Annotated in this window: 27 protein-coding genes; 16 read left to right on the plus strand and 11 right to left on the minus strand. The window is 68.8% G+C overall.

Annotation, left to right across the window (positions count from 1 at the left end; all coding sequences use genetic code 11):
- Positions 1-17 precede the first annotated feature (17 nt).
- A complete protein-coding gene (locus AC4BGB_RS21040; RefSeq protein ID WP_490548990.1) occupies positions 18-419 on the minus strand; it encodes a YccF domain-containing protein in 402 nt (133 codons plus the stop codon).
- A gap of 85 nt (positions 420-504) precedes the next feature.
- A complete protein-coding gene (locus AC4BGB_RS21045) occupies positions 505-1017 on the minus strand; it encodes a MarR family winged helix-turn-helix transcriptional regulator (protein ID WP_490548991.1) in 513 nt (170 codons plus the stop codon).
- 141 nt (positions 1018-1158) lie between these two features.
- Here AC4BGB_RS21045 and AC4BGB_RS21050 point away from each other — a divergent pair, with 141 nt between their 5' ends.
- The 4 genes from AC4BGB_RS21050 (at position 1159) to AC4BGB_RS21065 (ending at position 4017) form a co-directional block, all read left to right on the plus strand.
- Positions 1159-1950, plus strand: coding sequence for an SDR family NAD(P)-dependent oxidoreductase (locus tag AC4BGB_RS21050; protein WP_490548992.1), 792 nt, complete (start codon positions 1159-1161; stop codon positions 1948-1950).
- A gap of 168 nt (positions 1951-2118) precedes the next feature.
- Positions 2119-2469 (plus strand): YciI family protein, encoded by a 351-nt coding sequence (locus AC4BGB_RS21055; protein ID WP_490548993.1) that lies wholly within the window; start codon positions 2119-2121, stop codon positions 2467-2469.
- 23 nt (positions 2470-2492) lie between these two features.
- Entirely contained in the window at positions 2493-3767 is a 1275-nt protein-coding gene (locus AC4BGB_RS21060; RefSeq protein ID WP_490548994.1) for an RNA polymerase sigma factor, read from the plus strand.
- 19 nt (positions 3768-3786) lie between these two features.
- Positions 3787-4017 (plus strand): hypothetical protein, encoded by a 231-nt coding sequence (locus tag AC4BGB_RS21065; RefSeq protein ID WP_490548996.1) that lies wholly within the window; start codon positions 3787-3789, stop codon positions 4015-4017.
- A gap of 26 nt (positions 4018-4043) precedes the next feature.
- Here AC4BGB_RS21065 and AC4BGB_RS21070 read toward each other — a convergent pair whose 3' ends face one another.
- Positions 4044-4793 (minus strand): endonuclease/exonuclease/phosphatase family protein, encoded by a 750-nt coding sequence (locus AC4BGB_RS21070; RefSeq protein ID WP_490548997.1) that lies wholly within the window; start codon positions 4791-4793, stop codon positions 4044-4046.
- Positions 4794-4981: 188 nt separating this feature from the next.
- Between AC4BGB_RS21070 and AC4BGB_RS21075 the strand changes: the two genes are divergently transcribed.
- Positions 4982-6253: an HNH endonuclease signature motif containing protein gene (locus AC4BGB_RS21075; RefSeq protein ID WP_490548998.1), complete on the plus strand. Its 1272-nt coding sequence runs from the start codon at positions 4982-4984 to the stop codon at positions 6251-6253.
- 110 nt (positions 6254-6363) lie between these two features.
- Here AC4BGB_RS21075 and AC4BGB_RS21080 read toward each other — a convergent pair whose 3' ends face one another.
- Positions 6364-6528, minus strand: coding sequence for a hypothetical protein (locus tag AC4BGB_RS21080; RefSeq protein ID WP_490548999.1), 165 nt, complete (start codon positions 6526-6528; stop codon positions 6364-6366).
- Positions 6529-6623: 95 nt separating this feature from the next.
- On the opposite strand from AC4BGB_RS21080, the gene AC4BGB_RS21085 reads away from it, so the two are divergent.
- Positions 6624-6866, plus strand: coding sequence for a hypothetical protein (locus tag AC4BGB_RS21085; protein WP_490549000.1), 243 nt, complete (start codon positions 6624-6626; stop codon positions 6864-6866).
- A gap of 33 nt (positions 6867-6899) precedes the next feature.
- Here the strand turns inward: AC4BGB_RS21085 and abc-f are convergent, their stop codons facing one another.
- Positions 6900-8552, minus strand: coding sequence for a ribosomal protection-like ABC-F family protein (gene abc-f / locus AC4BGB_RS21090; protein ID WP_490549002.1), 1653 nt, complete (start codon positions 8550-8552; stop codon positions 6900-6902).
- Positions 8553-8594: 42 nt separating this feature from the next.
- Positions 8595-8909 carry a hypothetical protein gene (locus tag AC4BGB_RS21095; RefSeq protein WP_490549003.1) on the minus strand — a complete coding sequence of 105 codons (315 nt, stop codon included), beginning with the start codon at positions 8907-8909 and terminating at the stop codon, positions 8595-8597.
- A gap of 512 nt (positions 8910-9421) precedes the next feature.
- On the opposite strand from AC4BGB_RS21095, the gene AC4BGB_RS21100 reads away from it, so the two are divergent.
- The 5 genes from AC4BGB_RS21100 (at position 9422) to AC4BGB_RS21120 (ending at position 12654) form a co-directional block, all read left to right on the plus strand.
- On the plus strand, positions 9422-10462 hold the full coding sequence (locus AC4BGB_RS21100; protein WP_490549004.1) for a zinc-dependent alcohol dehydrogenase family protein: 1041 nt from the start codon (positions 9422-9424) through the stop codon (positions 10460-10462).
- A gap of 110 nt (positions 10463-10572) precedes the next feature.
- Positions 10573-10959, plus strand: coding sequence for an ArsR/SmtB family transcription factor (locus tag AC4BGB_RS21105; protein WP_490549005.1), 387 nt, complete (start codon positions 10573-10575; stop codon positions 10957-10959).
- Positions 10960-11163: 204 nt separating this feature from the next.
- Positions 11164-11400: a hypothetical protein gene (locus AC4BGB_RS21110; protein WP_490549006.1), complete on the plus strand. Its 237-nt coding sequence runs from the start codon at positions 11164-11166 to the stop codon at positions 11398-11400.
- A 25-nt stretch (positions 11401-11425) separates the two neighbouring features.
- Complete coding sequence (locus tag AC4BGB_RS21115) at positions 11426-11989, plus strand: dihydrofolate reductase family protein (protein ID WP_490549007.1); 564 nt, start codon at positions 11426-11428, stop codon at positions 11987-11989.
- Between the two features lie 113 nt (positions 11990-12102).
- On the plus strand, positions 12103-12654 hold the full coding sequence (locus AC4BGB_RS21120) for a DUF998 domain-containing protein (RefSeq protein ID WP_490549009.1): 552 nt from the start codon (positions 12103-12105) through the stop codon (positions 12652-12654).
- Positions 12655-12704: 50 nt separating this feature from the next.
- On the opposite strand, the gene AC4BGB_RS21125 is transcribed toward AC4BGB_RS21120, so the two are convergent.
- The 3 genes from AC4BGB_RS21125 to AC4BGB_RS21135 all read right to left on the minus strand — a co-directional run bounded on the left by AC4BGB_RS21125 (position 12705) and on the right by AC4BGB_RS21135 (position 15776).
- On the minus strand, positions 12705-13523 hold the full coding sequence (locus AC4BGB_RS21125) for a DUF8606 domain-containing protein (RefSeq protein ID WP_490549010.1): 819 nt from the start codon (positions 13521-13523) through the stop codon (positions 12705-12707).
- Between the two features lie 280 nt (positions 13524-13803).
- Positions 13804-14316, minus strand: a complete 513-nt coding sequence (locus tag AC4BGB_RS21130; RefSeq protein ID WP_490549011.1) for an ASCH domain-containing protein — start codon at positions 14314-14316, stop codon at positions 13804-13806.
- Complete coding sequence (locus tag AC4BGB_RS21135) at positions 14289-15776, minus strand: GNAT family N-acetyltransferase (RefSeq protein ID WP_490549012.1); 1488 nt, start codon at positions 15774-15776, stop codon at positions 14289-14291. The genes AC4BGB_RS21130 and AC4BGB_RS21135 overlap by 28 nt, the downstream gene beginning before the upstream one ends.
- 434 nt (positions 15777-16210) lie before the next feature.
- On the opposite strand from AC4BGB_RS21135, the gene AC4BGB_RS21140 reads away from it, so the two are divergent.
- Entirely contained in the window at positions 16211-16879 is a 669-nt protein-coding gene (locus tag AC4BGB_RS21140) for a hypothetical protein (RefSeq protein ID WP_490549013.1), read from the plus strand.
- Positions 16880-16891: 12 nt separating this feature from the next.
- On the opposite strand, the gene AC4BGB_RS21145 is transcribed toward AC4BGB_RS21140, so the two are convergent.
- Positions 16892-17386 (minus strand): FBP domain-containing protein, encoded by a 495-nt coding sequence (locus AC4BGB_RS21145; RefSeq protein ID WP_490549014.1) that lies wholly within the window; start codon positions 17384-17386, stop codon positions 16892-16894.
- Between the two features lie 62 nt (positions 17387-17448).
- Between AC4BGB_RS21145 and AC4BGB_RS21150 the strand changes: the two genes are divergently transcribed.
- Positions 17449-18009, plus strand: a complete 561-nt coding sequence (locus AC4BGB_RS21150) for a TetR/AcrR family transcriptional regulator (protein ID WP_490549015.1) — start codon at positions 17449-17451, stop codon at positions 18007-18009.
- 43 nt (positions 18010-18052) lie between these two features.
- On the opposite strand, the gene AC4BGB_RS21155 is transcribed toward AC4BGB_RS21150, so the two are convergent.
- The gene (locus tag AC4BGB_RS21155) at positions 18053-19666 is read right to left on the minus strand and encodes a M28 family peptidase (protein WP_490549016.1); all 1614 of its coding nucleotides are present in this window, start codon (positions 19664-19666) and stop codon (positions 18053-18055) included.
- Positions 19667-19759: 93 nt separating this feature from the next.
- On the opposite strand from AC4BGB_RS21155, the gene AC4BGB_RS21160 reads away from it, so the two are divergent.
- From AC4BGB_RS21160 to AC4BGB_RS21170, 3 genes are all read left to right on the plus strand, one after another.
- Positions 19760-20935: a dipeptidase gene (locus AC4BGB_RS21160; RefSeq protein ID WP_490549018.1), complete on the plus strand. Its 1176-nt coding sequence runs from the start codon at positions 19760-19762 to the stop codon at positions 20933-20935.
- Between the two features lie 77 nt (positions 20936-21012).
- A complete protein-coding gene (gene ald, locus AC4BGB_RS21165; RefSeq protein WP_490549019.1) occupies positions 21013-22128 on the plus strand; it encodes an alanine dehydrogenase in 1116 nt (371 codons plus the stop codon).
- A 3-nt stretch (positions 22129-22131) separates the two neighbouring features.
- Positions 22132-23115 carry a site-specific tyrosine recombinase XerD gene (locus tag AC4BGB_RS21170; protein WP_490549041.1) on the plus strand — a complete coding sequence of 328 codons (984 nt, stop codon included), beginning with the start codon at positions 22132-22134 and terminating at the stop codon, positions 23113-23115.
- The last annotated feature ends 426 nt before the right edge of the window (positions 23116-23541 follow it).

Genomic DNA, 23541 nt, shown 5'->3' on the forward strand with positions numbered 1-23541 from the left:
CTGAGGTGGGCGGTGGGTCAGGTCGAGATGAACGCCGCGTCAGGGGAGTCCACCGGGACGATCTCGCGGCCCAACGGCCACAACGAGATCGGGATCATCTTGAAGTTCGCCAGCCCCAGCGGGATGCCGATGATGGTGACGCACAGGACCGCACCCAGTACGGCGTGCCCGATCGCGAGCCAGAGACCCGAGAAGATGAACCAGAGCACGTTGCCGATGCCAGATCCGACGCCGGCACCGGGTTTGGTCACCACCGTCTGGCCGAACGGCCACAGCGCGAAGAGGCCGATCCTGAACGACGCGATCCCGAACGGGATCCCGATGATCGTGATGCACCACAGCACTCCCGCAGCCACGTAGCCGAGGAACAGCCAGAACCCGGAGAAGACGAGCCAGAGGACGTTCAGTACCAGGCGCATGTCTCCCCAAGGGGTTGTCGGAACGATCCTCTCGATGCTCCCACGCCTGCGGAACCTCACGCGACGAGAACCGGCAGGCCGATGCTCAGGGGGCGTTCGGGGGAGCGATGCTCGCGGGAGGCTGCCATCCGCCCTCGGTGCGGATCGACTGGGTGATCCGTCGGCTGATCTCGCGCAGGTGGCGCGTCTGCGCCTGGGTCAGCGGGTCGAGCACCAGCCGGTGGACCGTGGCCACGTGTCCCGGGGTGGCTTGCTCGATCTTCTCCGATCCGAGGTCGGTGAGGATCGCGAGCGTGTACCGCCCGTCGGTGGGGTCCGTCGTACGTCGCAGCCAGCCCTTGGCCTCCAGCCGCGAGGCCGCGCGGGAGAGCCGGGAAAGCGAGCTGTTGGCATAGCTGGACAGCACGCTCATCCGCAGGGTGCGGTCGGGTGCGTTCGCCAGCGCGTAGAGCACGCCGTACTCGAAGTGCGTCAGGTCGGCGTCGCGCTGCAGCTGGGCGTCCAGTGCGGAGGGGAGCCACTCCAGGACGGTGGCCAGGGCCGACCAGGTCTCGAGGTCCTCGCCGCTGAGCTCGACGGGAGTGCTGGGGTCCGGCATGGCAGCACAGTACGTGACAGGGGCGCCGTACGCCGCTTCGTTGACTTGATCAGGAAAGTCATCGCGCCTACTGTTCACTTGACTGAGCAAGTGAATCGGCTGTGACGACGCAGCCGTTCCTGCCCGAGACGATGGAGACACATGGACCTGCACCTGTCCGGCAAGAGCGCGTTCGTGAGCGGCTCGACGCAAGGAATCGGCTACGCGATCGCAGAGTCGATGACACGGGAAGGGGTCTCGGTTGTCATCAACGGACGAGACCACGACCGCGTCCGTGCGGCGGTTGCCGCCCTGGAGCAGGCGGTCCCCGGCGCGGCCGTTTCCGGGATCGCCGCGGACTTCGAGGACGCCGGCCAGGTGGCCCGGCTGCTGGAGTCCCTGGGCGAGGTCGACATCCTGGTCAACAACGTCGGCCTCTTCGAGCTGCAGGAGTTCGGCGAGATCGCGGACGAGGACTGGCAGCGCTACCTCGAGATCAACCTGCTGAGCGGCGTACGCCTCTCCCGGCAGGTGCTCCCCGGGATGCTCGCCCGGAAGTGGGGGCGGATCATCTTCATCGGGAGCGAGTCGGGGGTGAACGTCCCCGGCGACATGGTGCACTACGGCGTCACGAAGGCGGGGATGCTCGCGCTCGGCAACGGCCTCGCGAAGCTCACCCGCGGCACCGAGGTCACCGTGAACACGATCCTCGGCGGTCCGACGTACTCCGACGGTGTAGCTGCCACCGTCGCGCAGGCCTCTCAGGCGCAGTCGGTGCCCAGCGAGGTGCTCAAGGAGGCGATCATCGGTGGGAACCAGACCACGCTCCTGCAGCGCTTCATCGACCCGGGCGAGATCGCGCACCTCGCGACCTACCTGGCGAGCCCGCTGGCGTCCGCGACCAACGGCACGGCCGTGCGCGCTGACGGGGGAGTGCTGACCGCGATGCTGTGAGGTTCGGTGCTTTACCCCTCCCGGGCGAGCGCGCAGGATGTCGGAGGACGGAGAAGATCCGTGGGCGATGTCGAAGTGCCCGGTGGCTGTTCGACGTACGTGCGAGACGGCAAACGCCCGCAACCACTAGGAGTGATCCAGATGCCACGTTTCATGGGATTCGTCAGGATGGAAGAGAACCTCGACACCCCGCCGCCACCGGCGCTGATGGAGGCGATGGACGCCCACATCGGCGAACGCGCCGAGAAGGGGGTGTTCCTCGACGGCGGCGGTCTCTACGGGACCGAGGACGCCGTGAACTTCGTGGTCCGCAAGGGCGAGGTCAGCCGGGTCGACGGGCCGTACGCCGAGGCCAAGGAGGTCGTCGGCGGCTGGGCCATCATGGAGTACGCCACCCGCGAGGAGGCCGTGGCCGACCAGGAGGAGTTCGCCGCGCTGCACGCGAAGCACTGGCCCGAGGTCACCGTGATCTCGACGCTGCGCCAGATCTCCACCGGTCCGGACAACCCCGGCGACTGAGCGGGGTTCACTACGCTGGCCGCGTGCCGGCAGAGACCACGAGCAACGACCCGGCCGAGGCCGTTCACGCCGCGTGGCGGGCCGAGTCGGCCCGCCTCGTCGGCGCGCTCACCCGGATGACCCGGGACGTCGGGCTCGCCGAGGACCTCGCGCAGGACGCCCTCGTGGCCGCGCTCGAGCAGTGGCCGGCCACCGGTGTCCCGGACAACCCGGGCGCGTGGCTGATGACGACCGCCAGGCGGCGCGGCGTCGACCACTTCCGGCGCGCCGACAATCTGCGCCGCAAGCTCGGCGAGCTCGAGCACGCTCGCCGGGGAGAGGAGGGGGAGGTGCCCGACCTCGACGGCCAGGTCGACCACATCGAGGACGACGTCCTCCGGCTGATCTTCCTGTCCTGCCACCCCAGCCTCTCCGCGGAGTCCCGGGCTGCGCTAACCCTGCGGCTCGTCGGCGGGCTCACCACGGCCGAGATCGCCCGCGGGTTCCTGGCCACCGAGTCCGCCATGGGCCAGCGCATCTCGCGAGCCAAGAAGACACTGTCCGAGGCACACGCCGAGTTCGAGCTGCCCACGGGAGCGGAGCGGACCCGGCGCCTCGACGACGTGATGGCCGTGATCTACCTGATCTTCAACGAGGGGTACACGGCGACCTCCGGTGAGGACTGGATGCGCCCCGACCTCGTCAGCGAGGCGACGAGGCTGGCGCGGATGCTGGTCGATCTTGCTCCCGGCGACCCCGAGGTGCTCGGGCTGCAGGCGCTGCTGGAGATCCAGGGCTCACGGACGGCCGCCCGGCTCGACGAGAACGGCCTGCCGGTCCTGCTGGAGGCCCAGGACCGGACGCAGTGGGACTGGCTGCTGATCCGGCGCGGGCTGGCTGCCCTGACGCAGGCCGAGAGGATCGCCGCGGGCGGGACGCCCGTCGGGAAGTACTTCCTGCAGGCCTCGATCGCCGCTCAGCACGCCCGTGCAGAGCGGGCCGAGGAGACCGACTGGCGCCGGATCGCCGCCCTGTACGACGTGCTGGCCGGCGCCGCGCCCGGGCCCATCGTCGAGGTGAACCGGGCCGTCGCCCACGGGCGAGCGTTCGGCCCCGACGCCGGCCTCGCGGTCCTGGCCGGGGTTGACGAACGGCTGCTCGGCGACGGCCCGCTGGTGCCGAGCGTGCGTGGAGACCTGCTCGAACGAGCCGGATTGCACGCCGAGGCGAGCGAGGCGTTCACCGCGGCGGCCGCGCGCACCAGGAACGCGAGCGAACGCTCCCTGCTGGAGCGTCGGGCCGAGCAGAACCGCAGGTGACGATCGCTCAGGCGCGGTCGTGGAGAGTGATCTGGTAGCCGTCCGGGTCGGCTACGTGACCAGGGCCGCGGAGGCGCCCGTGGGCAGGGCCCTGCCGACGCGACTGACGGCTAGCGGCCGACGCAGCCTCAAGAAGGCGACCGCGGCGGTCCGGTCCGTCGAGGTCAGGATGCTCTCCGGGATGACCGAGGCCGAGCAGGCGAACGCGCTCCGCAGCCTGCAGAGCATGATCCAGTCCCTGCGGGTCTAGCTCACGATCCTCGGCGTCTCGACGAGTCACCGCGTATTCGACAGGCCTTGCAAGGTCGCCAGGACGCCCCCGTGGTCGCTCAGCTTCGCGCCGTCGACCACGTTGTTCCACCCGTCGACCTCGGTCGTGAAGGCTCTGGCTCGTCCGGGCCCTGCACAGACATGGTCGATGGGCGGGTGCTCCAGGACGTCCGCACCGAATCGGTCGGTCGTGGTCAGGCACGTGAGGTCGGCCCGAGTGAGCTCGGCGTTGAGCAGCGCTCGGCAGGCCCTCGTGCCGAAGTAGTGCTTGCCGCCGAGGTCCTGGTTCAGGTCGCCGGCCACGACGAGGGTGGCCTCGGGGAAGCGCTGTCGGAGGGAGGCCCATTCAGACCCCTGGGTGGCCACCACCCGAGGGAACTCCTCCCAGCCCTTGGCAGGCCGGTCCTTGTCCGGTCCGACGTCGCCGTTCCAGGGCAGCACCGTCCCGTAGACGATGACCTCGCCGGCGTCGCCGGCATCGAGTCGTGCCGCGATGCACCGGTGCGGATCACCCGTCGGAAGCAGCTCGAGCACAGGAAGCGACGTCCAGATGGTCGTCCACCTGCCGCCGGGCGTCTTGTATCGCTGCTGCGAGTGGATGGGCCTGTGGGTCGCGGACAGGTCGAGGTCGTCATGGGTCTCGGTGAGGACCCACACGTCTGCTGCCCGGGACGCAAGGAGGTCGAGCCGGAGCTGGTTCTTCTCGACGCCTCGCGCGTACTCGACGTTCCAGGTGCCGATCCGAAGCTCGCTCACCGGGATTCACTCATCACGGGAGCAGAGTAGGCATCAGACGTTTCCGGTGGTCAGTTCTGCTGCTTGGAATGCAGCCGCGGCGATGACCGGGACCCGTCTTTCGGCGAGTTCCCGGTGGGTCTCGGGTTGTGGTCATAACCGCAGGTCAGCCGCCCTTTTGTGTCAGTGCTCGGTGCTTGAATTCACTCATGAGCACCCAGCCGGTCGACCACCGCCACCCGGTGGCCGACTTCGCCAACCGGCTGGTCGCTCGGCTCGACTCGCTTGCGGTCGCGCCAGTGATGTCAATGAGTCCAGCGGAGAAGCGCGAGACGCTGTTGGCGCTGGCCCAGGGACGGGCGCAGCTCGACACTCTCCGCCTGCGGTTGCTCGCGGAGACCGAGCGCAGCGAGGCCACCGTGGACACCGGGGCAGCGACGGCCGCGGACTGGCTGGCGGTCGAGACCCGGCATGTACGCCGCGACGCCCGTTCGGATCTCAAGCTCGCGCTGAAGCTGGAGGACCACGAGGTGCTGTCTGCCGCGATGGCGTCCGGTGGGGTGAACCTGCCCCAAGCCCGGGCGATCGTCGCCTCCCTGGATCGTCTTCCCCGCACCGGCCCGTTCGCCGTCTCGGCCGAGCAGCGGGTGGCCGCGGAGGCCCACCTCGTCGGCCTGGCCGCGGATCACGACGCGAAGATGCTCCGTCTGCTGGGGCGGCACCTGTTCGAGGTGATCGCACCTGAGCTCGCCGAGCGGTTCGAGGGCAGGGCGCTGGAGCGCGAAGAGGCAGAGGCGCTGCGGCGTACGACGCTGACGATGCACGAGGACGATGAGGGCACCTGCCACGGACGGTTCCGGATCCCCGCGCTGCACGGTCAGATCCTGACCAAGATGATCCTCGCGCTCACCTCGCCCGCACGCGCCGTCGGCGTCAACGCCACCGGGATCGACCCGGACCTGCCCACCCCGGTGCGCCACGGGATCGCGTTCACCCAGCTGCTCGAAGCCGTCCCGGCGAAGTCACTGCCCCAGGCCGGCGGCTGCGGCGCCACCATCGTGGTCACCATGACCCTCGACCAGCTGACCGACCGCCTCGACGCCGCGGGGGTGTGCACCCTGGACACCGGCGGCCGCATCTCTGCCTCTGAGGCCCGCCGGCTGGCCTGCCGCGCCGGGATCGTCCCGATGGTCCTGGGCGGGAAGAGCCAGGTCCTCGACGTTGGCCGCAAGCGGCGCTTCCACACCGAAGCCATGCGCTTGGCGATGGCCGTCCGCGACGGCGGCTGCACCGCGGAGCACTGCGAGACCCCGCCGGGCCTCTGCCACGCCCACCACGACAGGCGCTGGGCCGATGGCGGCCACACCAACGTGGAGACCGGCCGCCTGCTGTGTCCCCACCATCATCGCCGGGTCCACGACCCGAGGTACCGAACGCATCGGCTACCCAACGGCAAGGTGCGCTTCCACCGGCGGGAGTGAGGGTCTGCGGCTGCAGTCGGTGTACCGGCATCGGAGAGCCCGCCCGTGGCGGTCAGGGCGTTCGGTATCTGAGCCGCAACGGTGAGTGCTTGTTGGTCTTGACGATCGCTTCACGACGCTGGTCGCAGGTCGTTCAGGCAACCTTGGGATCGAGTTGTCCAGGGATGCCACACGAGATCGCTGATCAGTTCTCGAGTGTCGCGAATGAGTGCTTCCAGGTTCGAGTCGATGTTGCCGGCGATCTTCGGATCGTGGGGGTCGATGATGACGGACACCCCGACGCCAATGCCGTCCGCGGAGGAGCAACGAGACGCGGCGAAGGCTGCTGGCGGTGTAGGCGAGGTAGGTCCGGTTGCGCAACACTGCGGTCATGTCGATCGATCCAGGTGCCCTCGTGACTCCAGTCGTGGGTGGGTCGCTGACGCTGCTCTGGCTGGCCGCGCTGGTCCAGGCATGGCGGATGCCGGACGCGGCGTACGCCTCGCAGAAGGAACGAGCAGTCGTGTTCGTGGCGATGGTCCTCTTCACCTGGCCCTCTGCTCTGGTGTGGTTCCTCTGGTACCGACGCCAGCTGCAGGACGAGCTCAACCGGAAGAGTCTCGTCGACCTGTAGGCAGGTGCGTGCGTGGGCAGGTCCGAGGAACGCTCAGCTCACGTGCGCGGTGGCGACCTGTCCGTTCTCGACCTGCCAGCGCTGGTCGAGACGGACGTTGTCGAGCAGGCGGCGGTCGTGGGTGACCAGCAGGAGGGCGCCGTCGTACGCCTCCAGGGCCTCTTCGAGCTGCTCGATCGCGGGCAGGTCGAGGTGGTTGGTGGGTTCGTCGAGGACGAGGAGGTTCACCCCGCGGGCCTGGAGCAGCGCCATCGCGGCACGCGTGCGTTCGCCCGGGGAGAGGCTGCCGACCGGGCTGGTCACCTGGTCTGCCTTGAGGCCGAACTTCGCCAGCAGCGTGCGTACGTCGGCCGGAGCCATCTGCGGCAGCACCGCCTCGAACGCGTCCCCCAGCGGGAGGTCCTCGGCGAGCCCGGTCCGGGCTTGGTCGATCTCGCCGACCGCGACGGACGCGCCGAGGCTGGCCCTCCCGGTCTCGGGAGCGAGCCGGCCCAGCAGCAGCCGCAGCAGCGTCGACTTCCCGGCGCCGTTGGGGCCGGTGACGCCGATCCGGTCGCCCGCGCTGACCTGCAGTGAGGCCGGGCCGAACCTGAAGTCCCCGAGGGTTGCGGTGGCTTGGTCGAGGGTGGCGACCACCGAGCTCGAGCGAGGGGCGCTGCCGATGGTGAACTTCAGCGCCCACTCCTTGCGAGGCTCCTCGACCTCCTGGAGACGCGCGATCCGCGACTCCATCTGGCGCACCTTCTGGGCCTGCTTCTCCGAGGACTCCGCCTGCGCCTTGCGGCGGATCTTGTCGTTGTCCGGCGACTTCTTCATGGCGTTGCGGACGCCCTGCGAGCTCCACTCGCGGGTGGTGCGGGCGCGACCGACGAGGTCGGCCTTGGTGTCGGCGTACTCCTCGTAGGCCTCGCGCGCATGCCGGCGCGCGACCGCGCGCTCCTCGAGGTACGCGTCGTACCCACCGTCGTAGACCGCCACCTGGTGCTGGGCCAGGTCGAGCTCGACGATGCGGGTGACCACGCGCGACAGGAACTCGCGGTCGTGGGAGACCAGCACCACCCCGGACCGCAGTCCGCGCACGAACCCCTCCAGGCGCTCCAGCCCGGCGAGGTCGAGGTCGTTGGTGGGCTCGTCGAGCAGCACGAGGTCGAAGCGGCTGAGCAGCAGCGCGGCGAGTGCCGCTCGTGCGGCCTGTCCGCCGGACAACGACGTCATCAAGGCGTCCGGTCCGACGTCGAGACCGAGGTCGGCCAGCACCGGTGGCAGCCGGTCCTCCAGGTCGGGCGCGCCGCTGGCCAGCCAGTGGTCGAGGCTCTGGGAGTAGGCGTCCTCGTCGGCGGTCGAGGGGTTGTCTGCGCCGAGTGCGGTGGCGGCCTGCTCCATCGCCTCAGTCGCGGCGGCGGCTCCGGTACGCCGGGCGACGTAATGCGCCACCGTCTCGCCGGGGACGCGCTCGTGCTCCTGGGGGAGCCACCCGACGAACGCGTCGCTGGGTGCTGTCGAGATGGAACCTTCCAGCGGCTCCAGGTCGCCGGCCAGGATCCGCAGCAGGGTGCTCTTGCCGGCGCCGTTGGCCCCGACCACACCGACCACGTCTCCGGGCGCCACGGTGAGGTCGAGGGACTCGAACAGGACGCGGTGAGCGTGCCCGCCGGCCAGGTTCTTGGTGACGAGGTGGGCGCTCATGGTGCGAGCGTAGTTTCCCGGCTGCGCGCCGAGATCCGGGCCTCAGTTGCCGACGAGGGTGGGCACGCCGGGAGCCTTCGCCTCACCGACACACACCACCCTGGTCTGCCGCGCCTCCCCGGCGGCGAGAACGTAGGTGACCGTCGCGCAGTGGGTTCCCGATGGTGTGGTGAACAGATCGGCATCGATCAATCGAGGGGACTTGCCGCACGGCCCTTCGATCTTGGTCGGCATGCCCACCTCGGTGGTGTGGATGAACATGTTCGTGCAGATGGTCGCCGCGCTGACTGTGGCTGGCGATTGCGGATGGTCGTCGGTGACCGGCTGGCCGTCCGAGGAGGGCTCCGCTGTGGTCACGACGGCTGCGTCGGGGCCGGGGACACCAGGACCTGCGCGAGTGAGTACGGCGGCGCCGCCGGCCACGCCAGCAGCGAGCGCAACACACAGAGCAGCAACCGTCGTCGGCGTCCGGCTCATCTGCGCTCCCATCGCTGCCCTTGCAGGCTAGCGAGATCGAACGCGGTGTCACCCTCGGCGGTTCAACTGTCCTGCCTGGCGGTCTCGGCGTCGGAATCTCGCAGACGCGCGGACACAAGTCGTGACGACACGGAGGCACCACGCTCAGCCAGCGCGCTGGTCCCTGACTTGTGTCCGCGCGTCTGCGTCGGTCACGGCTTCTCGGTCCGGCTCAGGGCGCTCGCGGCACGCCTCGACCCGACGCTCGGCACGCCAGCTCCCCGGCCTCGTCCCGGAGGGTTCCCACGGGGCCGGTTGCGTCAGATCCCGCAGCGTCATGGTGCTCACCAGCCTGCGCCAGCGTCGTTGATCCGGCTCCTCGATCCCGGCCGGGCGTTTGCGAGGATGAGCGCATGCGTGCGGTCATGATCGAGGCAGCCGGGTCGCGGCCCGAGGTCCGCGAGGTGCCGAGGCCCTCGGCTCCCACGGGTGGCGTGGTCGTGCGAGTCGTGGCCACCGGGATGTGCCGCAGTGACTGGCACGCCTGGGCCGGTCACGACGAGGACATCTCTTTCCCGCACGTGCCCGGCCATGAGCTCGCCGGTGACGTCGTGGAGGTCGGCGAGGGCGTGACGCGGTGGCAGGTCGGGGATCGGGTCACGGTCCCCTTCGTCTGCGGCTGCGGTCGCTGCGAGTGCTGCCTGTCGGGCAACGCGCAGGTGTGCCCCGACCAGGAGCAGCCCGGCTTCACCTACTGGGGCTCGTTCGCCGAGTACGTCGCCCTGTACGCCGCGGACACCAACCTGGTCGCCGTACCCGAGGAGATGTCGTTCGCGACCGCGGCCAGCCTGGGGTGTCGGTTCGCCACGGCGTACCGCGCCCTCGTCGGGCGCGCCCGGGTCGCCGAGGGGGAGTGGGTCACCGTGATCGGCGCCGGGGGAGTCGGCCTCAGCGCGGTGATGATCGCCCACGCGCTCGGCGCCCGGGTGATCGCAGTGGACCGCAACCCCGAAGCGCTCAGCGTGGCAACGGAGGTGGGCGCGGAGCACGCGATCCTGGCCGACGAGACCGATATCCCCGCGGCGGTGGGTGCCCTCGTCGAGGGCGGCAGTCACGTCGCGATCGATGCCGTCGGCAGCGAGCAGACCTGTGCCGACGCCATCCTCAGCCTGCGCCGACGCGGCCGCCTGGTGCAGGTCGGGCTCCTGCCACCGATCGGTGGTCACCCGAGGGTGCCGATGTCGCGAGTGATCGCATGGGAGCTCGACGTCCTGGGTGCCCACGGGATGGCCGCAGCCGACTACCCCGGCATGCTCGCCCTGATCGAGGCAGGTGCACTGCAACCGCAACGGCTGATCGAGCGCACCATCGGTCTGGAGGAGGCCGCGGCCCTGCTGCCGGGATTCGATCGGGTGAAGGTTGCCGGGATGACCATGATCGATCCCACTCGCTGAGGGTGGTCGGCTCCTTGCAGGGTGCCGGCTGCCAGCCGGGAGCCACCCCTTGACGGCACGCCTCGAGGCGCGCTTCTCTTAACATCTTGGTTAAGCGAAAGAGGCTGTCGATGGCCGGCACCGACCAGCTCAGCGTGGTCTTCTCCGCACTCGCAGACCCGACTCGACGGGCGATCCTCGTCGAGCTGGCCGAACGCGATGCCAGCGTCACGGAGCTGACCGCACCCCTCCCCATCTCGATGCCGGCGGTCTCTCGACACCTGAAGGTGCTCGAGCGCTCCGCGCTCATCTCGCGGACACGGTCGGGCAAGTGGTGCGGGAGCCACCTCCAGGCCGCCCCACTGCGCGGCGCGGCCGACTGGATCGATCGCTACCGGAGCTTCTGGGACTCCTCCCTCACCCGCCTCGATGCCCACCTCGCCGCGGTGCAGGCGGGCGAAGGCGCAACGGACCCGGCGGTCGGCGACGCCCACGCACCCGAGACCCAGGAGCCCTGATGGAGACCGAGGCGCGGCACCTCGCCATCTCGCGTGTCTTCGACGCGCCCCGGGAGATCGTCTACCGAGCCTTCACCGATCCGGACCACCTCGCGCTGTGGTGGGGCCCGAAGGGGAGCTCGGTGTTGCGCGACGAGATCGATTTTCGACGTACGGTCCGGCGGCCACCAGCGATGGACCGAGGTCTCCGCCCACCAGCCGGACGTGCGCATCCAGATCCGCATCGACCTCACCGACGTCACGGACGGCGAGCTGCTCGAGGGCGTCATGGGCGTCGAGCCGTTCGAGACACGACTCCGGGTCGAGTTCCACGACGAGGGCGAGGGACGTACGCGACTCGAGATCCGTCAATGGCTCCCACCGCACCTGACGGGACCCAGCGAACAGGGATGGCTCGAGGCGTTCACCAAGCTGGACGCCACGCTGACGGATGCCCACTGACGACCGATCGTGAAGGAGACAGGGTATGAGCAAGCTGATCTACGTCAACAACATGAGCCTGGACGGCTACATCGAGGACGAGCATGGCGCCTTCGACTACTTCCCGGTGAACGACGAGGTGTTCCGATCCCACACGGACCTGCTGCAATCGGCGGGCACGTTCCTCTACGGGCGGCGCCTCTACGAGACCATGGCCGTGTGGGAGACCGACCCCACGCTGGCGGCACAGTCCGACCTCTCGGCCGAGTTCGCGACCACCTGGCAGGCGGCTGACAAGGTCGTCTACTCCACGACGCTGACCGCCGCGTTGACGGCGAACACCCGGATCGAACGCGACTTCGACCCCCACGCAGTGCGCGAGCTGAAGGCCGCGGCCAGCAGCGACCTCACCGTAGGAGGCGCGCACCTCGCGGCCCAGGCTCTCCAGGCCGGGCTGGTCGACGAGTGCCACCTGTACGTCTGGCCCACCGTCATCGGTGGGGGGAAGCCGGCCCTACCGACCGACAAGCGCACCGACCTCGAGCTCGTCGACGAACGCCGGTTCAGGAACGGTGTCGTGCTCCTCCGGTACCGGCCCCTGGGAGGGTGACTCGCGGCCCGGCCCGGTATGCGGGCGTGGACCTCCCTAGCAAGAACTCGCCGTTGGAAGTTGTCGGGCAGACGATCGGGACCCGCGTGGGCGGCGACCGGCATACTCCTCGCATGCGCAGATGGGTGCCGTTCTCGGCCGGACTGGCTCCAACTGCTCTGATTGGCGGTTGGGTGATTGCCGCGGCCCGCCAGCGGGATGGTTTTGACCAGGTGCGCGACACGATCAGCGCGCTGGCTGCTCACAGCGCCGACGACCGATGGGTGATGACCACGGCGTTGGTTGTGCTTGGTGGCGCTCACGTCGCTACCGCCGCCGGGCTCGAGGAGGCGGCCGTAGGGGGTCGTGTGGCACTCGCGGTGGGTGGCGTCTCCACGGTTCTGGTCGCGACGTTTCCGCAACCTTCAGCCGGTCACATCCCTGCGGCGACGGCCAGCTTCGTGGCTCTAGCCCTCTGGCCCGCCTTGTCAGATCTGCCCTCGAAGACCGGTGGCCGCTGGGCGACCATCGGCCTACTCGCGTTGCTCGGCTGGTTGACTCTCGAGCTCGGTGAGGGGCGCCTGATTGGCCTCAGCGAGCGGGTCGTGGCCGGCGCGGAGGCGTTGTGGCCGCTCGCAGTCGTGCTCGTCTTGCTGCGGGGCTCGACGGCAGGACGAGTCGTCTAGGCATCCCCTGCAGGACAGCAACGGCAGCCCGCGAACCCGCTCAAGCGGGTCTAGGTGACATTTCCATCGGCCAGCGATCCCAGGTCGACTCCAAAGGCGGCTTCGATGTACGCAGTGGTGGTCGGTTGGGCGTCTAGCGATGCCCGTATATGCGTGGTCGTGTAGAGGCCACTCTTCGGGACCCACTTGGCCTCTTCCCGCTCTACTGCATGCACCCACTGGACGGCGACGATGTACTCGCAGGTCGCGCGGTCGTCAGCGTCGTGTGCGATGTTGGGTTCGACAAGGTCGTACTCTCCGAGCGCTTTGCCCTTGTGTCGGTAAAGGGCGTATGGGGCGGCCGGTGACCGCACTACGCCTACGCCGACATAGCCGGCCCCCTTGAGATAGGCGACCACGACATCTCCCTCCTCAAGCCCGCGAAGGGGGTCACTCCACTTCGGCTTGCCGCCAGCCGCTAGGAAGGCGAAACGACGGCAGTCGTCCCAATTCCGCGTCTCGCCCTCACCGACGTTGACGTAGTAGATACCGTTTTCGAAATCGAAGCGCGGAAGTCGTTTGTGAAAGGTGTCGCGCGGTCGGAACTTCCCGACGTATTGACCCGACGCAACGTTCGTCAGCGTGCGGCCTAGTTTCCAGATGAGGGTGGTCTCGACCATCAGGGCTTCGGCCGAGGTGAGGCCGCGGGCGATGATCCGGATGATGGGCTCGAGTCCCTCCTGCTGGATCGCCTTGATGCGCTCGACCTTGACCGAGTCGCCCGTGTCCTGGAGATGTGCCTGACTGCGGGAGCCGGTGCCCTTCCCGTAGTAGAACTCCTCCAGGTTGCGTGGGTCGATGTACACGTAGACGTAGTAGCGATCTGACACGCCCAACAGTGTCCACCTATAGGCCGATGAATCTTGCGTTTCGCCGATGTCGCGCCCGATGGCGGTAAGACGCAGTTCGGGCAGACACCTGACGTGCAGCAGACCCGCATCATGGGGCGCCGCAGTGAGATGCCATCTGATCAGGGCAAAATGCGACTGGCTGCACAACAGCAGAGCTCGAGGTCCTGACTTTCGATGACCTCAGTGCGCGTGCTCTCACGCTATGCACACCGGGCGCCGAGGTGGCGTCATCTCCCCTGATCTGAGAATCCGCGCACTGCTAGTCCGTCACGCCGACCAGCACACGCCTCGACACTCGACGTACTAGGTCTGGGACGCCCGGTAAGCGAAGCTCTCGGCCTGAGGGCTGGGTCAGGGCAGCCATCCGGTCCTGCACGTCTTCGCGCAGGTACATGAACGACTGGGGAGGCCGAAGCGAGTCGCTCAGGTCGCTGAGCCGTAACGGCGTCTGCAGGCGCACCGGGTTGCGGGCCCGGATAACGAAGGCATATGCCGCCCCCTCGTAATACCGGTCAAAGGCCTGCCTCTGGATGCCCCCGACTTCGCGGTACGCATCCCAGGCCCTGTCGGGAGGGGTCTGGTCAACGCCAGCTACCTCAAAGGAGCCCACGATCCGCTGGACCGGTGACGTCGCGTAAATGACAACTCGGGTTACGTCCACTGGCAGGGCCGTCCGACGGAACTCAACACGCTTCGTGCCGTCCAGCAACGCGTTCGCGTAGTCCGGATGGATTGAGAACAGGGCTACTCGTCCAGTCGTTGTCTTAGCCATTGCATGCCTTCCTGGCGGACCTTCGAGATGGCCTGTGGCCACTTTGAGACCAGTCCACTGGTTTGCAGGTCATCGAGTGTGATCGGGTCATCGCGCAAGATTCGATCCTGACGAAAGAGGACGACGAGCACGGGGCCATGTTGGGCGAGACTTTCGATCTCAGAGTAGGAGTAGACGGTCCTGCGACCGACGGCTGCGGCGATCTCGGCCGCGTTCGAACTGACGATGGTCTGTTCGCAGATGCCCACGACAAACACTGCCCTCTCGTCATGACTCCGATAAAACAGCAGTAGGTCACCTGGGCGCAGTAGGCGAGTCGGCGCGTTGCACAAGTAGGCCTTTCGCAATGCGTTCCCGAACGGCTGAACAGTCAGGCCTTCGATCGCCGAGAAGAGCTCATCCTCGCTGCTGGGCTCTGCGTCGGGGAACAGGACCCGATGCCAGCGCGGCTCAATGGGGACCATGTAGGTCGAGGTGCCCTCGAACGTTACGAACGGCGGACCATGGACCACGTGACGTTGCAGGGCGTCGAGTCCTGGGTCTGGGGACCCGCCGCTCGGCTTGGTCAGGACCAGTTCACCCATCGGACTCCGCACGTCCGGCAGCACCCGGAAGCCGAAATCCTCTAGCAGAGCGATGAGGGGCGTGTGCTTTTCGAACACCGTCGAATAGATGCCCGCGAATCCCTCGATGTTCGCTTGCTCGAAGATGGCCTTCAGCATTAGCTCGCCGTACTTCTGGCCGCTATGCCCCTGGGACACCTTGAATGTGCACAACTTAAGTAGCGGCCCGGCGACGCCGTACTCCCCGTTTGGCTCCGGTTTGAGGATGCACAGACCGGCATGAGCGTCGCCGTCCGCCACCAGGAGCGCGTCGCGCTGGTTCCGTGCCGCGTTGCGGAACCAATTGTCGAAGCCGGCGTAGTCCTCGCGAAGACCGTCGAAGATGGGGTCGGCCAGGTTCAGCTCGTGCGTCTTGACGCGCTGAAGCGCCGGCGGTGGCTGCGGCAGGGTGACGTAGAGCGCCGTAAGCATGGCCATCGCGTCGGAGACGAACAGGACACGATCATCGACGCCCATCCTGCGAGCCTTGCGATGGATCCCGTCGTCCTCGGTGACTAGGTACTCCGCCGCGTCTCCGACGATCGCTGCGAGTAGTTCTTGATCAACGGCGTCATTGGAGCCTGTTGCGGGGACGCCGAGGGTCGCAGCCTGCTCGGTCGACACCGAAGGCGGGTTGACTAGCGCTTCGTACTTCTCGAAGAGCCGCAGCCGGGCTTCGCGTTTGGCGGCGTCCTTCATCCGGCCAAAGTCGATCAGCGAGGCCTCGTGGACCCGCAGATCGTGATGCTTGGTCGTCGCCAGTCGGTAGAAGCGCATCGCAAGATCAGCGCCCGGCTCCAAGTCGTGCCCGAGCGGGTCGCAGGCGATAGCGATATTGCTGTCAAGCAGGAACAGCACGAGGTCACAGTGCATGACGGATTGCGCTTTCGCGGGCGAACACGCAAAGCCGTTCGCTAGTGATCGATGGCATACGGACCCGGGACTGTCCTTTTCCGCCGCACGAGCTGACGGGCGGCGGACGTTGAGTCCGTGTCCAATAGTGGTCAAGGCCTAATAGCGCGCGTACACCAGCGCCATCTGGGTGGAAGGGGCGCGCCAGCAAACGATGGCGTGAACCAGATGCGACTAAACGCTGCGTCGCACGTCACAGCCCCTTTCGGTGTCAGCACATGGTGTGGTGGGCAATGAGTGGTGCAACAACAAAGGCAGTGGAGGCGGGGCGACCCGAGGACCTCACCGGTGCGGCTGCCTGTGCTGAGCTGAACTGAGCCGGGATCCGGTCGGGGCGGCGACGTACACCGAACCCTGACCACACCGGAGGAAAACCCCACGTGTCTGCCGCTCCCGTCGAGCCGGTCCTGTCCCGCTTCCAGAAGCTCGTGCTGGTGGGGTTGCTCGTGCTCTCGATGGCGGCGACCTCCGCGGTGCTGTTCGGGCCCGCGCGTGGGGCTCGCGCCGACCTGGGCGAGGTGCAGAACGACCTCAGTGCCACCCGCGGTGACGTGGACACCACCCTGGAGGTCACGCGGGGCACGCTGAAGAAGCTCACCGCTCAGCTCGAGGTCACCAAGACCTCACTCGAGATCCAGGAGGAGGGACTCGGCGTCGCCAAGCGGTCCGAGCGGATCGCCGGCAGCACAGCGAAGTCCACCGAGTCCATCCGTCGCCAGACCGCCGCGACGCTGAAGACGGTGCGCCAGGTGATCGCAGCGCTGGGGCCGATCCGCGAGCTCCGCGGCGACGTGAAGACGATGCTCAAGAGCGTCCAGGCCGGCGTCGTGCTGGCGCAGACCACGCTCGACGTCAGTCGGCAGGCGCTGCGCGACGGCAAGAAGGCGCTGGAAGTGGCCGTCACCACCCTGGAGACGCTGAAGCGCTCCGAGCAGGTCCAGCGAGACTTGCTCACGGTCGGACGGCAGACGCTGGCCGAGGTCACCGAGATCAACCGCAAGATTCCGCTCCCGCCGATCGTCCCGACCACCAGCGACGCCGCCCGCTGACGTGCCGCGCTCTCAGCGCGGGGCGCACACCCGGCGCATGAAGTCCGCGAGGTTGGCGGACAGCCTCGCGGAGCGGTCCTCGATGCTGAGGGTCTCCGGCGTGTTGGCGCCGTCGACGGGGCGCTTGCCGCGGATCGACAGCGAGCACTGCAGGTCCGAGCAGATGTAGGTGCCGACCGTGTTGCCGTGCTGGCCGCGGCTGCCGGCGCGCGGAGCGACCATCAGGGAGACGCCGCCGGAACGCATGCTGATGCACAGCGAGCACATGGATTTGCGGCCGGCGCCGACCGTGGACTGCGGTGCCCGCAGGGTGACGCCCTGCAGAGTTCCGTGGAGGTCCGCCACCAGGTAGCCGCGGGCGGGGGACTGCGGGTCGCGCCAGCCGAAGTACTCCAGCTGGTCCCACGGGCGCGAGTCGAGGTCGTGGGGGATGTGCATCCGCGAGGCCTCGCCCTTGGTGCAGTTCACGAACGACGCGCGGATCTCGCGCTGGGTCAGTGGCCTCATGCCGCGACCATAGGCGTGCCTATAGGGTGTAGGCAAATTACTTAGTCGTGTAGGGAGTCGGCGTGGGCCGTGTGGGACTGACCCAGGAGAAGCTCGTCATGGCGGCGGCGGAGCTCGCGGACGCCGAGGGCTTCGGGGCGGTGACGATCTCGGCGCTGGCGCGCCACTTCGGCGTCCAGGCCGCGAGCCTCTACTCGCACGTCGCGAGCACCGCCGACCTCAAGTCGCAGATCGCCGTCCTGGCGCTGGGGGAGCTGGCCGAGCGCGCCGGCGAGGCTCTCGCGGGACGAGCGGGACCCGATGCGCTGATGGCGTTCGCGAACGCCTACCGCGACTACGCCCGCCAGCATCCCGGGCGCTATGCCGCCACCCGGCACCCGCTCCCAGAGCACCTGCTGGGCGCCGGCCGGGCACACGCGGAGCTGAGCTTCGCGGTCCTGCGCGGGTACGGCGTGGAGGGCGAGGACGCGGTGCACGCCGTACGGCTGATCGGCAGCGTCCTGCACGGGTTCACCGACCTCGAGCTCAGTGGTGGCTTCTCGCACAGCGAACCGCCCAGCGAGGAGAGCTGGACTCGGGCGGTCGAGGCGCTCGGCGCCACGCTCGCTCGGTGGGGGACCTGAGGGGACGGGGTGGGCCGTGCGTAACGGCCCGCCCCGTCCTGGCTCAGCGGGCGGATCTGCCCTGGACCTCGGCGAGCATCCGCTGGGCTGCCTTGCCGGTGGCTGCCGCCTTGCCGGCCGGGTCCGAGGCACCGGTGACCGTCGAGGTGTCGCGGGCAAAGGTGAGGACCGCGGCGGCGATCGCGTCGGAGTTCACGTCCAGCGCGTGCTTGTTGATGTTGCCCTTCAGTCGGTAGTCCTGCCGCAGCTGGTTGTAGAGCTTCACGTCCTGGCCCGCGCCGGTGAGGTTGTCGCAGGCCTGGTGGTAGCACGGGTCGTACGCCGCACCCGCGACTCCGCCGTACAGCTCGGCCTCTGCCTCGGTCTTCTCGTCCTCGGCACCGGTGAACAGCCCGCCCGCCGGGATCCCGGCCACGATGAACGGGCCGTAGTCGGAGCGGCCGTCGAATGCGCTGTCCTGGAAGGGCTCGCCGCGGTCGGCGTAGAACTTCTCGAACAGGTCCTCGATCGCGGCCGAGCCCTCGGGGATGAAGCCGGGCTCCGCCGTGCCACCGGAGTTGTCGCCGTCGTAGACGCCGAACATGTAGTTGGGCGAGGCCACCATGTCGAAGTTGAGGTACAGCGCGATCTGCTCGCGCTGCGCGGGAGTCAGCTGGCTCACGTAGTACTCCGAGCCGAGCAGACCCTCCTCCTCGGCGCCCCACCAGGCGAACCGCACGGTGTTCTTCGGCTTCACCTTCGACATCTGGATCGCGGTCTCCAGCAGCGCGGCGCTGCCGGAGCCGTTGTCGTTGATCCCGGCGCCCTCCTGGACGCTGTCGAGGTGGGCGCCGGCCATCACGACGTTGTCGTCGTTGCCGCGCCGGGTCTCGGCGGTGATGTTGTAGGAGGTGCGCTCGTCCTCGGTGTAGTCGACGAGCACCCGGACCTGCGCGCCCGGAGTGCTGGCCAGGGCGGTGCCGGCCTCCTGGCTGGCGAAGACCGTGGGGATGGTCAGCCCGGTCGCGTCACCGACCATGTTGACCAGTCCGTCGGCGTTGTTCCAGATGATCGCCCCGGAGGCTCCCGCCGCCTGCGCGTTGACCGCCTTGACTGCGAAGCCACAGGTGCCGCGCTGCATCAGTGCGATGGAGCCGGCCGGCATCGCGGCGAAGTCCGCGGCCTCGCAGCCGCTGGTCGTGCCGCCCGGGTCGACGACGTAGACGGCGTTGGTCGCCTCGCCCTCCGGGGTGCCGGAGTCGAAGCTGTTGCGCAGGAAGTCGACGCCCTGCTCGAAGGTCTGGGGTGAGGGGGAGACGCGCTCGAGCTCGGAGTTCTCCTCGTAGTAGGTGAAGGGGAACTCCTGGACCTGCGGGGCGTAGCCGGCCCGCTTGAGCCGCTTCACCACGTAGTCGACCGAGGCTGCGTAGCCGAGCCGGCCGGCCGCCCGGTCCCCGTGCCGGTCGGCGACCCGCTGGAGCGCCTTCAGGTGGGCGAGCACCCCGTTGACGGTCACCGCCTTGGTGATCTTGCGGACGCTGTTGTTGTTGGCGACCTGGTCCTTGGGGCCATGGTGGTTCGGGCCGTCAGGTGCGGCGATGGCGGGTGGTGCGGCGGTGGCACCCAGCAGGGCCGCTGCGGCCAGGGAGGCCGCAGCCGCCTTCAGATTCAGGGACATCCGAGATTCTCCTACTCTGCCCGGCCGAGTACCGGTCACAGCAGGCTAGGTGTGATCTGCCTCACAGGGAACCCCCGTGATGGAGTGTGCCCCATGAGCACCGAACGGATCAGCGCGCTGCTGCGCGAGCACGGAGTCATCGACGGGCACAACGACCTGCTGTGGGCGGCGCGGGAGAAGGTCGGCTACGACTTCGACCGCCTCGAGCTCACCGTCACCGACATGTGCCGGGCGGTCGGCACCCACACCGACCTGCCCCGGCTGCGGGAGGGGGGAGTGGGCGCGCAGTTCTGGTCGGTGTTCGTCCCCGCGACCCTGACCGGCGGCGCTGCGGTGACCGCGACGCTGGAGCAGATCGACGGCGCCCACACCATGATCGAGCGGTACGCCGACCACCTGGCCCTGGCCACCACGGTCGAGGGCGTGGCCCGTGCTCGAGCGCAGGGGAAGGTCGCCAGCCTGCTGGGCGCCGAGGGCGGTCACCAGATCGACGGGTCGCTCGGCACGCTGCGGATGCTGCACCGGCTCGGCGTGCGCTACCTGACCCTGACCCACAACGACAACGTCCCCTGGGCCGACAGCGCCACCGACGAGCCCGTCCTCGGCGGGCTCTCCGACTTCGGCCGCGAGGTCGTGGCCGAGATGAACCGCATCGGGATGCTGGTCGACCTGAGCCACGTCAGTGCCGACACCATGCGCGACGCCCTGGACACCAGCACCGTCCCGGTGGTGTTCTCGCACTCCTCGGCGCGCGCGGTCACCGACCACCCGCGCAACGTCCCCGACGACGTGCTCGCGAGGCTGGCCACCAACGGCGGCGTGTGCATGGTGACCTTCGTCCCGCAGTTCGTGAACACGCAGATGCGCGAGTGGGACGCCGAGGCCCGGGCGGTCGCCGCCGAACGTGGCGTCGACGAGGACGACCAGCACGACTTCCTGGACCGCTACCGCCTTGAGAGTCCGGCCCCGGTGACGACCATTGCCGACGTGGTGGCGCACCTCGAGCACGTGCGTGAGGTCGCGGGTGTCGACCACGTCGGGCTCGGCGGCGACTACGACGGCGTCGGCTGGCTGCCCGAGGGCCTCGAGGACGTCACCGGCTATCCACGGCTGCTGGCTGCGCTGGCCGACCGCGGATGGTCCGACGAGGACCTCACCGCGCTCACGCACCGCAACGTGCTCCGCGCCATGGGCGACGCCGGGCTGACCGACGCCGCGGTCGACGTCACTGGGGCGCAAGAACCGCAGGTGAGCGGCTCGCGGGCATAGACTCGCCGCGCGGCTCCGCGAGGAGCGGCGTCGTCCGATGGCATCGCCCGGGCGGCAGACGCAACCAGGAGGTCTCCGTGCGGATCGGCGTGCCCAGGGAAGTGAAGAACCACGAGTACCGCGTTGCCATCACACCGATCGGTGTGCACGAGCTGGTCGCCCACGGCCACGAGGTGCTCATCGAGAGGGATGCCGGGGTCGGCTCGGCGATCGACGACTCGGCGTACGCCTCGGCCGGCGCCACGATCATCGACTCCGCCGACGACGTGTGGGGCGACGCCGAGATGGTGCTCAAGGTCAAGGAGCCCGTCGCGGAGGAGTACCACCGCATGCGCGAGGGGCTGGTGCTGTTCACCTACCTACACCTCGCCGCGGACCTTCCGCTCACCGAGGAGCTGACCAAGCGCCAGGTCACCGCGATCGCCTACGAGACCGTGCAGACCCCGACCGGCTCGCTGCCGCTGCTCTATCCGATGTCGGAGGTGGCCGGCTGCCTCGCGCCGCAGGTCGGTGCACACGCGCTGCTCAAGGCGCAGGGCGGACGCGGGGTGCTGCTCGGCGGAGTCGGTGGCGTCGCCAACGCCAAGGTCGTCGTGATCGGCGCCGGGGTCTCGGGCCAGAACGCCGCCAACATCGCCCTGGGCATGGGCGCGGACGTGACCATGCTCGACACCGACCTGGACAAGCTGCGGATGTCGTTCTGGCGCTATGACAACAAGGTGCACGGCCTGGCCTCCTCTCAGCTGGCGATCCAGCAGCACGTGCGCGAGGCCGACCTGGTCATCGGCGCGGTGCTGATCCCCGGCGCCAAGGCGCCCAAGCTGGTGAGCAACCAGTTGGTCTCGGAGATGAAGCCGGGCTCGGTGCTCGTGGACATCGCGGTCGACCAGGGCGGCTGCTTCGAGGACACGCACCCGACCACCCACGACGACCCGACCTACACGGTGCACAACTCGGTCTTCTACTGCGTGGCCAACATGCCGGGCGCGGTGCCGAACACCTCGACCTACGCGCTCACCAACGCGACGCTGCCCTACACCGTCGCGCTGGCGAACAAGGGCTGGAAGCAGGCGTGCAGCGACGACCGGTCCCTGGCACTGGGCCTGAACACCCACCAGGGCCAGGTCACCAACGGGCCGGTCGCCGAGGCGCACGGGCTCGACTCGGTCTCCCTCGACAAGGTGCTCGACTAGGTGGTGGCCTCGGTCAGCAGCGCGGCGCCGGCGGGCTCCGCCATCGTCAGGGCGGTCCGGACCTACGTGGACCACCTCGTGGTCGAGCGCGGCCTTGCCGAGAACTCGGTGAAGTCCTACCGCCGTGACCTGCGCCGCTACCTGGGCTACCTCGACTCCATCGGCGTCACCGACCTCGACCAGGTCAGCGAGCAGACCGTGAGCGGCTTCCTGATGGCGCTGCGGGAGGGGGACAGCGAGCACCCCCCGCTGAGCGCGACCTCCGCCGGACGCTCGGTGGTGGCGGTCCGCGGGTTCCACAAGTTCGCGGTCAAGGACGGCCTCGCGGTGACGGACCCGTCGGTCGGCGTACGGCCACCGACGCCGGCGAAGCGGCTGCCCAAGGCCATCTCGCTCGGCGACGTGGAGAAGCTGCTGGACGCCGCCGGAGCGGCCGGTACGGCGCTGGCGATGCGCGACCGGGCGCTCCTGGAGATCCTCTACGGCACCGGCGCGCGGATCTCCGAGGCGGTGGGCCTCGACGTCGACGACCTCGAGCTCGACCTCGACGACCCCGCCGGCAGCACGGTGCTGCTGCGCGGCAAGGGTTCCAAGGAGCGGATCGTGCCGGTGGGGAGCTTTGCCCGGGACGCCGTGCAGGCGTACCTGGTGCGCGGGCGGCCGGAACTGGTTTCGACAAGCTCAACCACCAGTAGCGAGCGGGCGGGGGCGATGTTCCTGAACGCGCGCGGGGGGCGGCTCTCGCGGCAGAGCGCGTGGGCGGTGATCGTGAAGGCCGCGGACAGGGCGGGGATCACCGCGGAGGTCTCGCCGCACACGCTGCGGCACTCGTTCGCGACCCACCTGCTCGAGGGCGGGGCCGACGTCCGGGTCGTCCAGGAGCTGCTCGGGCACGCCTCGGTGACCACCACGCAGGTCTACACCCTGGTGACCGTCGACAGCCTGCGCGAGGTGTACGCCGCGGCCCACCCGCGGGCCCTCGAGTGAGCCCCGTCGTGCACACGGCACCGCCTGCGCTCCGTCTGCTCGACGCCGCGGTGGAAGGTGAGGTCCACGGCGTCGACGGCCCATGTCAGCGAAGTCCTTGACCAGGGCCCGGGCCTCGACGGCCGGGGCGCCGGTGAGATCAACGTGGTTCGTCATGGCGTCGACCCTGCGGCCGCCCGGTTTCACGGCAGTTTCAACGTGCCCTCACCGCGCCGGACCGGACCGGGGGTCGTGGTTTCAGCGGGGGGCCGTCATGCACAGGTTTGTCCACAGGACTAGCAGAACCTGTGCACCTACGGCGCGGCGGTACCCACATCGAGTCCACAGATTCGCAGGATGTTGTCATGGGTTCGCCAACCGCGGTGGCGGTGCATAGAGTCGCGCGGGCGGCTTGGCGGTAAGTCGACAAACAGTGGCGATGTCGAT

This window comes from Nocardioides sp. Z30_9 (assembly GCF_058215735.1).

Bases quoted from the DNA above. Each gene is read 5' to 3' on its own strand.
- AC4BGB_RS21100 (WP_490549004.1), top strand. From the start codon at position 9,422: ATGCGTGCGGTCATGATCGAGGCAGCCGGGTCGCGGCCCGAGGTCCGC.
- AC4BGB_RS21055 (WP_490548993.1), top strand. From the start codon at position 2,119: ATGGAAGAGAACCTCGACACCCCGCCGCCACCGGCGCTGATGGAGGCG.
- AC4BGB_RS21085 (WP_490549000.1), top strand. From the start codon at position 6,624: ATGTCGATCGATCCAGGTGCCCTCGTGACTCCAGTCGTGGGTGGGTCG.
- AC4BGB_RS21145 (WP_490549014.1), bottom strand. From the start codon at position 17,386: ATGAGGCCACTGACCCAGCGCGAGATCCGCGCGTCGTTCGTGAACTGC.
- AC4BGB_RS21160 (WP_490549018.1), top strand. From the start codon at position 19,760: ATGAGCACCGAACGGATCAGCGCGCTGCTGCGCGAGCACGGAGTCATC.
- AC4BGB_RS21130 (WP_490549011.1), bottom strand. From the start codon at position 14,316: ATGGCTAAGACAACGACTGGACGAGTAGCCCTGTTCTCAATCCATCCG.
- AC4BGB_RS21105 (WP_490549005.1), top strand. From the start codon at position 10,573: ATGGCCGGCACCGACCAGCTCAGCGTGGTCTTCTCCGCACTCGCAGAC.
- AC4BGB_RS21155 (WP_490549016.1), bottom strand. From the start codon at position 19,666: ATGTCCCTGAATCTGAAGGCGGCTGCGGCCTCCCTGGCCGCAGCGGCC.
- AC4BGB_RS21120 (WP_490549009.1), top strand. From the start codon at position 12,103: ATGCGCAGATGGGTGCCGTTCTCGGCCGGACTGGCTCCAACTGCTCTG.
- AC4BGB_RS21075 (WP_490548998.1), top strand. From the start codon at position 4,982: ATGAGCACCCAGCCGGTCGACCACCGCCACCCGGTGGCCGACTTCGCC.
- AC4BGB_RS21045 (WP_490548991.1), bottom strand. From the start codon at position 1,017: ATGCCGGACCCCAGCACTCCCGTCGAGCTCAGCGGCGAGGACCTCGAG.
- abc-f (WP_490549002.1), bottom strand. From the start codon at position 8,552: ATGAGCGCCCACCTCGTCACCAAGAACCTGGCCGGCGGGCACGCTCAC.
- AC4BGB_RS21115 (WP_490549007.1), top strand. From the start codon at position 11,426: ATGAGCAAGCTGATCTACGTCAACAACATGAGCCTGGACGGCTACATC.
- AC4BGB_RS21040 (WP_490548990.1), bottom strand. From the start codon at position 419: ATGCGCCTGGTACTGAACGTCCTCTGGCTCGTCTTCTCCGGGTTCTGG.
- AC4BGB_RS21050 (WP_490548992.1), top strand. From the start codon at position 1,159: ATGGACCTGCACCTGTCCGGCAAGAGCGCGTTCGTGAGCGGCTCGACG.